Origin of the sequence: Acinetobacter sp. AOR41_HL, assembly GCF_027854645.1 — a bacterium.
Taxonomy (GTDB): Bacteria; Pseudomonadota; Gammaproteobacteria; order Pseudomonadales; family Moraxellaceae; genus Acinetobacter; species Acinetobacter nosocomialis.
Genome location: NZ_JAKTHZ010000005.1, coordinates 34043 through 43913 on the forward strand (window position 1 = coordinate 34043; position 9871 = coordinate 43913).

The window sequence follows — 9871 nt, forward strand, 5'->3', positions numbered from 1 at the left end:
AGAGCAGGTTAGATAAGCTTAATAACCATAGAACTATTAAGTTGGTCTAATGAATTTCACTCACAGGAAAGTGCATTTTAACTGTCTGATTCAGATAGTTCAGGGATAGATGAAAAGGATGAAACCAATGCGTAAACAACGATTATTGAATGACATACAAAAAATACTGGCACTTAACTTATCAATCGCTGCAAGCTTTTGGGGACTCAATACTCAAGCGTTTGCGCATGGTGGCAAGGCCGACATGGTCTCACTTTATCAGAACATGAGTGAGCAAGGCGCTAAAGTTGTTAAAGATGACTTTACCAATACCTATACAATTACCAAAGGCTCTATAGTGGTGAGAGCCAAGCCAAACTCAAATCAAGTTTTAGTGAATGGCAAACCTTTAAAACTCAGTGTCCCTTTATTAATTAAAGATGGTAAACCTGTTATTGGAAAAGATTTTTTTAACGAAGTCTTCCAGTCGGGGTTAGATCAAACTTTTAAAGTTGAAAATACCTTTCACCCGCTCAATAGCTTAAATTCTGATGAAATCAAAAAGACATTTGATGTAATTAACCGCTCGAAATACGCCTATAAAAATATGCGTTTTGCCGAGTTAAAGCTTAAAGAACCTGAAAAAGCCAAAGTATGGGATTACTTTATTAATCATAAAGATTTTAAAGAAGATCGTATTGCCTCATTTATTTTATTAAAGGGCAATCAAGCGATTGAAGGTGAAGTTAATCTTAATACTCAACAAGTCACAAAATGGAATGTACTTAAAGATACTCACGGTATGGTGCTGCTAGATAATTTTGAAGCTGTACAACGTGTAATTGAGACAAGTAAAGAATATCAGGAAGCTTTACGCAAACGCGGCATTACCGATGTGAAGAAAGTGATTGCTACACCGCTAACTGTTGGATATTTTGGCGGTAAAGATGGGCTTGATAAACAACTCAACATATTAAAAGTCGTCGCTTACCTTGATGTAGGAGATGGTAACTACTGGGCACATCCTATTGAGAACCTAGTTGCTGTAGTCGATTTAGATAAAGAAAAAATTATCAAGATTGAAGAAGGCGCAATCATTCCTGTACCGATGGCAAATCGGCCTTATATATCGAATAAGCCCGTAGCAAGTAAGCTAAAACCACTCAATATTACTGAACCTGAGGGTAAAAACTTTAGCATTACTGGTCAAACCATACATTGGGGCAACTGGTGTTTGCATGTGGCGTTAGACTCTCGTGTTGGCTTACAGCTTTCAACCGTGACTTATAAAGATAAGGGCGTAAAGCGTAAAGTCATGTATGAAGGTAACCTTGGTGGAATGGTGGTTCCATATGGCGACCCTGATATTGGTTGGTACTTCAAATCTTATTTGGACTCTGGCGAATATGGGATGGGAACACTTACCTCATCTATTATTCCGGGAACAGATGCACCCGACAACGCTGTTTTACTTGATGCCGTGATTGCAGACTATAAAGGCCAGCCTCAAGTAATTCCAAATGCCATTGCTGTGTTTGAACGTTATGCCGGACCTGAATATAAACATCACGAAATTTTTGGTAACCAAGATGCCAGTGAAGCACGCCGTGAACTTGTCGTGCGCTGGATTAGTACGGTTGGAAACTACGATTACATGTTTGACTGGGTATTTTCCCAAAATGGTGTAATTGGAATTAATGCGGGTGCAACGGGTATTGAAGCTGTTAAAGGCGTTAAATCACGCACTATGCATGACAGTACTGCCAAAGAAGACACCAAATATGGAACTTTAATTGACCATAATATTGTCGGTACAACGCACCAACATATCTATAACTTCCGCTTAGACATGGATGTAGATGGGGAAAACAACAGCTTTATGCATATGGACCCTGTAGTGAAAGCCAACGACAAAGGCGGTGTTCGTACAAGTTCAATGCAAATTGACAGTAAAGTCATTACGAATGAGCAAAATGCAGCTGAAAAATTTGATCCGTCTACCATTCGTTTACTCACGAATTTCAATAAGGAAAATAAATTAGGTAATCCGGTTTCTTACCAACTCATTCCTTTTGCAGGTGGAACACATCCTGTTGCGAAGGGTGCCAATTTTTCTAAAGATGAATGGTTATTTAAACGTTTGAACTTTATGGATAAGCAAATTTGGGTGACTCAGTACAATCCGGATGAACGCTATCCTGAAGGGAAATATTCAAACCGTTCAACTCATGATACAGGCTTAGGACAGTTCATTGGTAACAACGAAAATATCGAAAATAAAGACCTTGTGGTCTGGATGACAACAGGCACAACCCATGTGGCACGTGCTGAAGAATGGCCAATTATGCCGACAGAATGGGTTTATACCCTAATCAAACCTTGGAACTTCTTTGACAACACCCCGACTTTAAACTTGGGTGAAGACGAGCAAAGCACGCAGCACGACCATCACTAAAGACCAAGATGAACGAGGGTGGGTAACGAATCGGTTACCCACACCTGAGCACGGTTAAGCCGTTCGCAAAAAAGGAATTTCTCAATGAAAAATTTATTTTCTCAGGTTGTGAGAGGGACTCTCTTTGTCTCATTTTTTTCAACTGTGCATGCTGGTGAGCTTGAAATTAAACCGACTTTGGAAGCAACTTTTGGAGCTTTTAGTAGTGGTAAAAGCTATAACGGCGAAAACCTAGATGATAAAAGAATCAATTGGCAAGAAAGTCATCTTAAATATGGTGCTAAAGGACAATACACCTTTAAAAACAATCAGCTCTATGCAAGCTTAAGTGGCATTAGCTCGGCAACATTTGGTGATGGCGACGCAGGCCAAAATAGTAATGGCAAAGAACATAAAACAGATGTAAATGAATGGATCATTGGTTTTAAAGACGGCACCAATAGAGATGAGTTAACGACCTATGATTTAAGTATCGGGCGACAAAATATCATGATTGGTGACGGGTTCTTCATTGCGGGTGACGCATTAAACCTCGGTAAAGCGCCTGCGGATGGCACACTCGATCGGGGCGGCGCATATTATCTGGCAGCCCGTCGAAGCTTTGATTTTACCAGTTTGCTTCAATACAAACTGCAAGAGAATACAACGCTAAAGTTGGCTTATTTAAAATCAAACAACAAAGCACAATTTTCACCTGAACTGTTTGTGACTGATTTAATGTATCAACTTAAAGATAAGGGCTTTGGGTTCACTTACTTAAACGTATTAGACCTTAAAGATGCTGAACACGTTTCAGGGCGTGAAGATCTTAAAAATTATGCTTTACGTTTGAATTATCAACCTTTACCAGAGCTACAAGTTAAAACTGAGTTTGTGGTTCAAGATAAAAAAGATGGCGATGAAAATGCTGGCTACTTAGCGCTGAACTATAACTTTTTATCTTCAAAATATACGCCTTCATTAGGTTACCGTTTTAGTCATTTTTCAGACCAATATGACCCTATGTTTTATGGAAATACGGTCGGGTTCGGTACGTGGTTTCAGGGGGAGGTAGCCGGAAACTATGCTGGTCCATTCAATATAAATGCAGATATTCATCAAGTTTCTTACATGATGAACTTGAAAGAAAATTTTATGTTGGGTGCTTTGGCCTATAAGTTCAAAACAGTAAATAAATCTTTAACCAATGTAGATGGACATGAGCTGGATGTATTCTCGGTTTGGTCGGTCAATAAAAAATTCAACGTGATTCCTTTAGTGGGAATCTATAAACCGAAACACGATATCCATAGTGGTGGTACACAAAACTACGATGACAAAACCAATGTCTATGCGCAGTTAATTTTGCAATACATCTATTAATAGATCCTTTTAAATGAATTGAGAGAAATAAAAATGAGTGAAGTTCAGATTTTACAAAGCGTGCAGCATTTTATGGCACGTCAACATGGACATTTTATTGATGGAAAATTAGTTGCTGCCGAGCTTTTAGATAAAGTGGATATTGTAAATCCATCGACTGAACAAGTGGTTGCTCAAATTAGTATTGGTAGTCAACAAGATGTCGCAAGCGCCGTCAAAAGTGCTGAACATGCTTTTCAAAATGCTTGGGCCGAAACTACACCGTATGAACGTGGCGTTAAATTAAATAAGTTGGCAGATTTAATTGAGCAACATGGTGAAGAACTTGCTCAGCTTGAGACGTTATCCACCGGAAAGCTTATCAATATTTCCCGTCATCTTGAAGTCGCACAATCTGTTATTTTCTTAAGATATTTTGCTGGTTGGGCAACCAAAATTAATGGTCAAACCATGCAACCTTCTATTCCTTCTATGCAAGGTGAAAAATATACGGCCTTTACTTTAAGACAACCAGTGGGTGTGGTTGCAGGTATTGTGCCTTGGAATTTCTCACTGATGATTGGAGTTTGGAAAATAGGTTCAGCTTTGACAACTGGTTGTACCATTGTGCTTAAACCAAGTGAGTTTGCCAGCTTATCTTTATTACGTTTAGCTGAACTTGCCATTGAGGCAGGTATTCCGGCAGGTGTGATTAATGTGGTTACAGGTAAGGGCGATACAGGGCAATATTTAATTGAGTCGCCACTCGTTAAGAAAGTTTCATTTACAGGTTCAGTTCCAACAGGTATTGCCATCGGTAAACTTGCGATGAGTAGTGATTTAACCCGTGTAAGTCTGGAGCTGGGCGGTAAAAATGCCATAGCTGTTTTGATTGATGCAAATATTGATGAGATTTTACCGACTTTATTGCAAGCAACTTTTGTACATCAAGGTCAAGTTTGCGCATCCCCAGAGCGTTTTTTTGTACACCGTACAAAATATGATGAACTTGTTGAGAAACTTTCTAAAGTACTTTCTAGTTTAAAAATTGGATCGGCAATGGACGAGGGAAGTATGTTTGGCCCACTCTCTAATCAGCCACATTTTAATAAAGTAAAACATTATTTAGATATGGCTAAAACCAACAACCAGATTATTGCTGGTGGTGAGGCTCTAGATCAGACAGGGTATTTTGTTCAGCCGACTTTAATTTCCTTCAAAAATACCGATGATCCTTTATTTTCAGAAGAAACTTTTGGTCCAGTAGTCGGGGTAATGCCATTCGAAACTGATGAAGAACTCGTTCAACTGATGAATCAGTCGCGCTTTGGTTTAACGGCAAGTATTTGGACAAATGACTTATCGAAAGCTTTGCGTTTAATTCCTAAAATTGAAGCAGGGACCTTATGGGTCAATATGCATACGTTCTTAGACCCATCAGTGCCATTTGGTGGGGTGAAAGCTTCAGGAATTGGCAGAGAGTTTTCAGATGCATTTATCGAAGATTACACCGAATTAAAATCGGTGATGATTCGGTATTAAGCCAATAAAGAGATTTGTCATTTTATAAATAACAAACCTCGGCTTTTAACATAAAAATTGGGCTAAAAAGTTAGTATTTTAAAGTGATGCTTTGTTGAGTTGATTGGTCGACTTCTTTTTGACTCACCGCATCATCTTTACATTTATAACTTTCAAATAAAGAGAGCTGATCTGCAAAGTGGGCATCAGGTTTTCCATTCTGATTGATAAAACCACTTTGTCCTGGGGCCAAAATCGAACACATGGTGACTTGATTTGGATTTAAGACCACTCTAAAAGTAGCACTTCCTGTATTTCCATAAGTACTAAGCTGTTGTTCATGTGATGGATCAGCCCAAGGAATGCCTACCGAATTTTTGCTGGAAAAACCCATGGTTGCCACCGGAATTTTCCAGTCGTTCGGGTCGGTAGAGTGATATTGATTTGAAAGTTCATTCAGCGCATTTTCTAAAGCTTTTAATACGACTTCATCTGCTGTTTGTCCTTTTAAGAAATCAACATTCTGAGGAACGCTTGCCTGTTTTCCTTGCAGTGCATTCCAGATTAATTTTGATGCACTCGCTGGCTGTGCACTACGCGGATCATTATTTACCGGATAAAGCGTATCGGTATACCGCTTATAAATATTTTCCGAAAGGTTTGGCTTGAGTACCAGTTCAATCATTTGATTAAGCCATGCACGCGTAATTGCAGGTGCTGCACCTTGATAATATTTCGCCTCACTATCAGGGCGTAATTTAAGGTCCCAACTAGCAAGTAATGGCGCGACTTTTTTAGCTAATGGTGATGCCTTAGGACTTTGTGCAGCTTGAATCATATAAGGAACAAAATAACGCGCATTTAAATCAGACCATGCAGCCGTTTTATTAGTTTCCCAAATTTCTTCCTGACTCAGTTTTGCTTTACTTTCTAAAGGTTCAATTAGTTCATTGACCCGATCAACATAAGAAAAGTTTGACGAATCTGAGCGTAAACCTGCATAGGCTTTGTTATTCCAGCTTGTGACATAACCTTTTTGCGGATTGTATTCTTTAGGGTTGTGTGAGAAGTCATAAAAACCTTGCCACTCCATTGAACCATCACCTTTAGCTGGAAGCTGAATATGTTGGTTTTCAGGGCGAATAGGTAAACGACCTAAAGCAGCCACACCGATATTATCTTTAGTATCGGCATAGAACCAAGTGATAGAGGCCGCGACACGTTTGGCTTGAGCAAGAAACTCATCCCAATTTGAGGCTTTGGCTGCATTTGCCCATCCTAATAAGGTTTCAATTTCTACGCCTTCCCAGCTACGTTTTTGTGCATACGCCGTATGGTTATTTTCATCCCATGTACTTACAAAGCCTTGTTTACTCTTATAAACATCTAAAACATGGTTGGCTTGATTCTTAATTTTTATTTTTACTTGCTTGTGTTCAAATGGAATATATGTCCCTTTATATAAATATTCTTTTGAATTACTTGGATTCAGGGTGAGTTGATAAACATCGTTAGTATCGAGTGAACCTACCGTCGAACCCCATGCGATTTTGCCATTAGTTCCAAATAAAATTGCAGGTAAGCCAACAGGAGTTATACCTGTCAAATTATAGCCAGCACCATGTAATCCAATAGCGTAGGTAATTGCGGGCGTATACCATCCTTGTTGTGGTCCATTGTATAAAACAGCTTGTCCTTCAACAGTCTTATCACCTTTTAAGACCCATGCATTACTGGCGGTAGGTACACCATCTACCACACTTTTGCCTAAAGCAATGCGAGCTTGAGCTAGATAGGTTCTGGCTGCTTTGTTTGAAATAGGGCTAATATCTTTAAGTGTTTGCTGTTGGCAAGCTATAAACTGTGGTTTTTGTGCAGATTGAATAATGGTCGGAGCGCTTGGGTCATCTAGCCAACGTAATTGTTGATAGACTTTAAGGCCTTCTTCTTGACCTTTTTCTTTTTGCAATTGCGTGAGTAAATCTAAATTTGATACTTCCGAACTTGCTGAAAAGAAGCGATTTAAAATTAAGCCCACCCAAACCATAGCAATATCTTCTGGTTGCCATGTTGATGGTTTAAAACCATGATCTGTGAACTCTTTAGGCATAAGAGCTGGATCTGCTAAAACCTCTTTAACACGCTTATTAAAACCTGCGGCATAACCTTCAAAAATTGCTCGGTCTTCTGGTGAGAGTGCAGCGAGTTGTTGCTTAATATTTTCTGGGTCAAAACGGCTATGTGTTGCAATATCATATTGAAGATAGTCGGGACCGAGTACCTCGGCAACTGCACCTTGTCCTGTACGTTTTGACATTTCCATCTGGAATAATCGATCGGTCGCTACTGAATAGCCATAACCGTAGAAAAGTCCATAGGTATCATTTGCATATACATGAGGAGTACCGAATTTATCGCGCTTAATTGTGATCTGCTTGTGTGTCGGTGTGGGGTCTAAACTTGATGAGGAATTACAACCCGCTAAAAGCGCACCTAAAAGTAATGTTCCATATTTAATTAAAGGGCGTGTAGGGTGAGGCCGAGAGTTCAGCATAGATATGTTCAATTTAGATATCCTTACTTTCATTATGAATAGAAGTGAGCGATTTAAGAATCAACTTAGAGTCGCGTCACTGATGAACAAGCCCTGTTCATGAATTTAAAATACTGTTATTTATCCATGTAATTTTCCATTACATTTGAGGTATATATTTATACCTTCTCGAACAAGTTATTTAGTTTTTTATTTTGAGAAAATAAAAAAGGCCATGATTGGCCTTTTTAGAAATGAATAAAGTTTATTGAGAGCGAAATTAACCTACTAAAAAATCTTTTAAGATTTTATTAAAAGCTTCGGGTTGCTCTACATTAGAAATATGAGAGGCATCTATTTCTGCAAGTTTTGATTGCGGAATACGTTGCTGCATAAACTCTCCATCTGCATCTGTCGTTACAGGGTCTTGAGTTCCAGCAATCACTAATACTGGAATTTTGATATCTTTTAATTGCTCACGGACATCCGCTTTAGCCAAAGCCTCACAGCAATTGGCATAACCCATTGCGCTGCCAGCACTTAAGTCGTTACACAGGTTGTTGACAATTGATGGATGACTTTGGATAAAGGGATCTGTAAACCATCGCGAAGCTGCTGTAGCTGCGATCGGTTGTAAACCTTGCTCACGTACTAATTTTGCACGGTCAAGCCATGCTTGTTCTTGTCCAATTTTAGCGGCAGTATTTGCCACAACCACATGACTAAAACGGTCAGGGTAGTGAATTGCCAGCCATTGACCGGTTAAACCACCCATTGAAATACCACAAAAAGCAGCTTTGCTAATATTCAGATGATCCAGTAAACGGACAACATCTTCACCTAATTGCTCTACAGTATATGGACCGTCAGGCGTAGATGATGAACCGTGACCACGAGTGTCATAGCAGATCACAAAAAATTGATCTTTTAACTCATTAAACTGTTTTTGCCACATACCGTAGTTAGTGCCTAAAGAATTGGAAAACACCAGAGCAGGGGAAGATGGCTCACCAAAAGTTTGATAGTTAATTTGTGCATCAACAGATTGAAAAGATGGCATTTCTTTCTCCTTAAAGTGCTTGAACACGTTCAATAATCAATGCGATGCCTTGACCCACACCAATACACATTGAACATAAGGCATAACGACCACCTGTTTCTTCAAGCTGGTTTAAAGCTGTGGTCACAAGGCGTGCACCTGATGCACCAAGCGGATGACCTAAAGCAATGGCACCACCATTTGGATTTACCTTGTCAGAGTTGTCTGGTAAGCCTAAGTCACGGGTCACTGCTAAAGCCTGTGCAGCAAAGGCTTCATTGAGCTCAATCACATCCATCTGATCTAAAGTCAGGTTGGCTTGTTTAAGTAATTTTTTAATGGCTGGTGCTGGAGCAAAGCCCATAATGCGTGGTTCTACACCGACGGCTGTTGAAGCAATGATCTTGGCACGTGGTTTTAAGTTGTATGCCTGAACTGCATCATCAGAAGCAATCAATAGAGCTGCCGCACCATCATTAATACCTGAAGCATTTCCCGCAGTGACTGTGCCATCTGCTTTCACAACAGGTTTAAGTTTGCTTAAAGCTTCAAGTGTGGTTGATGCACGAGGATGCTCATCAGTATCAATCACCACCGCATCACCCTTACGCTGAGGGATTTCAACTGCCACGATTTCTTTAGAAAAAAAGCCTTTGGCTTGCGCGCTTGCGGTGCGTTGTTGGCTCACCAAGGCAAACTGGTCCTGATCTGCACGATTGACGTTAAACTGTTCAGCCACGTTTTCGGCAGTCTGGGGCATGGTGTCTACACCATACAATTCTTTAAGTTTCGGGTTAATGAAGCGCCAACCCATAGTGGTGTCTTCAATCTTCTGGCTACGGCCAAAGGCACTGTCTGACTTACCCATCACATAAGGTGCACGGCTCATGCTTTCCACACCACCTGCAATCACCAAGTTCGCTTCACCTGCTTTAATGGCACGGGCAGCAATGGCAATGGCATCGAGTGATGAACCACACAAACGGTTAATGGTGGTTGCCGG

General features: G+C 40.0%; 6 protein-coding genes. 3 read left to right on the forward strand and 3 right to left on the reverse strand.

What is annotated here, in order from left to right:
- Positions 1 to 118 precede the first annotated feature (118 nt).
- The 3 genes from tynA to MKL35_RS00990 all read left to right on the forward strand — a co-directional run bounded on the left by tynA (position 119) and on the right by MKL35_RS00990 (position 5317).
- Positions 119 to 2434: a primary-amine oxidase gene (gene tynA / locus MKL35_RS00980; protein WP_106479795.1), complete on the forward strand. Its 2316-nt coding sequence runs from the start codon at positions 119 to 121 to the stop codon at positions 2432 to 2434.
- A gap of 144 nt (positions 2435 to 2578) precedes the next feature.
- Positions 2579 to 3796, forward strand: coding sequence for a hypothetical protein (locus tag MKL35_RS00985; protein WP_081404412.1), 1218 nt, complete (start codon positions 2579 to 2581; stop codon positions 3794 to 3796).
- Positions 3797 to 3829: 33 nt separating this feature from the next.
- Complete coding sequence (locus tag MKL35_RS00990; RefSeq protein WP_032010557.1) at positions 3830 to 5317, forward strand: NAD-dependent phenylacetaldehyde dehydrogenase; 1488 nt, start codon at positions 3830 to 3832, stop codon at positions 5315 to 5317.
- Between the two features lie 70 nt (positions 5318 to 5387).
- On the opposite strand, the gene MKL35_RS00995 is transcribed toward MKL35_RS00990, so the two are convergent.
- The 3 genes from MKL35_RS00995 to MKL35_RS01005 form a co-directional block, all read right to left on the reverse strand.
- Positions 5388 to 7850 carry a penicillin acylase family protein gene (locus MKL35_RS00995; RefSeq protein ID WP_032010555.1) on the reverse strand — a complete coding sequence of 821 codons (2463 nt, stop codon included), beginning with the start codon at positions 7848 to 7850 and terminating at the stop codon, positions 5388 to 5390.
- Between the two features lie 259 nt (positions 7851 to 8109).
- Positions 8110 to 8889 (reverse strand): 3-oxoadipate enol-lactonase, encoded by a 780-nt coding sequence (gene pcaD, locus MKL35_RS01000; RefSeq protein WP_032010553.1) that lies wholly within the window; start codon positions 8887 to 8889, stop codon positions 8110 to 8112.
- A gap of 10 nt (positions 8890 to 8899) precedes the next feature.
- Positions 8900 to 9871, reverse strand: a 972-nt coding sequence (locus MKL35_RS01005; protein ID WP_270912582.1) for an acetyl-CoA C-acyltransferase, incomplete at its 5' end; no start/stop codon positions are given.

What these genes read in the sequence shown, in the direction of transcription:
- MKL35_RS00990 (WP_032010557.1), top strand. Translation starts at nt 3,830, where the DNA reads ATGAGTGAAGTTCAGATTTTACAAAGCGTGCAGCATTTTATGGCACGT.
- tynA (WP_106479795.1), top strand. Translation starts at nt 119, where the DNA reads ATGAAACCAATGCGTAAACAACGATTATTGAATGACATACAAAAAATA.
- MKL35_RS00995 (WP_032010555.1), bottom strand. Translation starts at nt 7,850, where the DNA reads ATGCTGAACTCTCGGCCTCACCCTACACGCCCTTTAATTAAATATGGA.
- pcaD (WP_032010553.1), bottom strand. Translation starts at nt 8,889, where the DNA reads ATGCCATCTTTTCAATCTGTTGATGCACAAATTAACTATCAAACTTTT.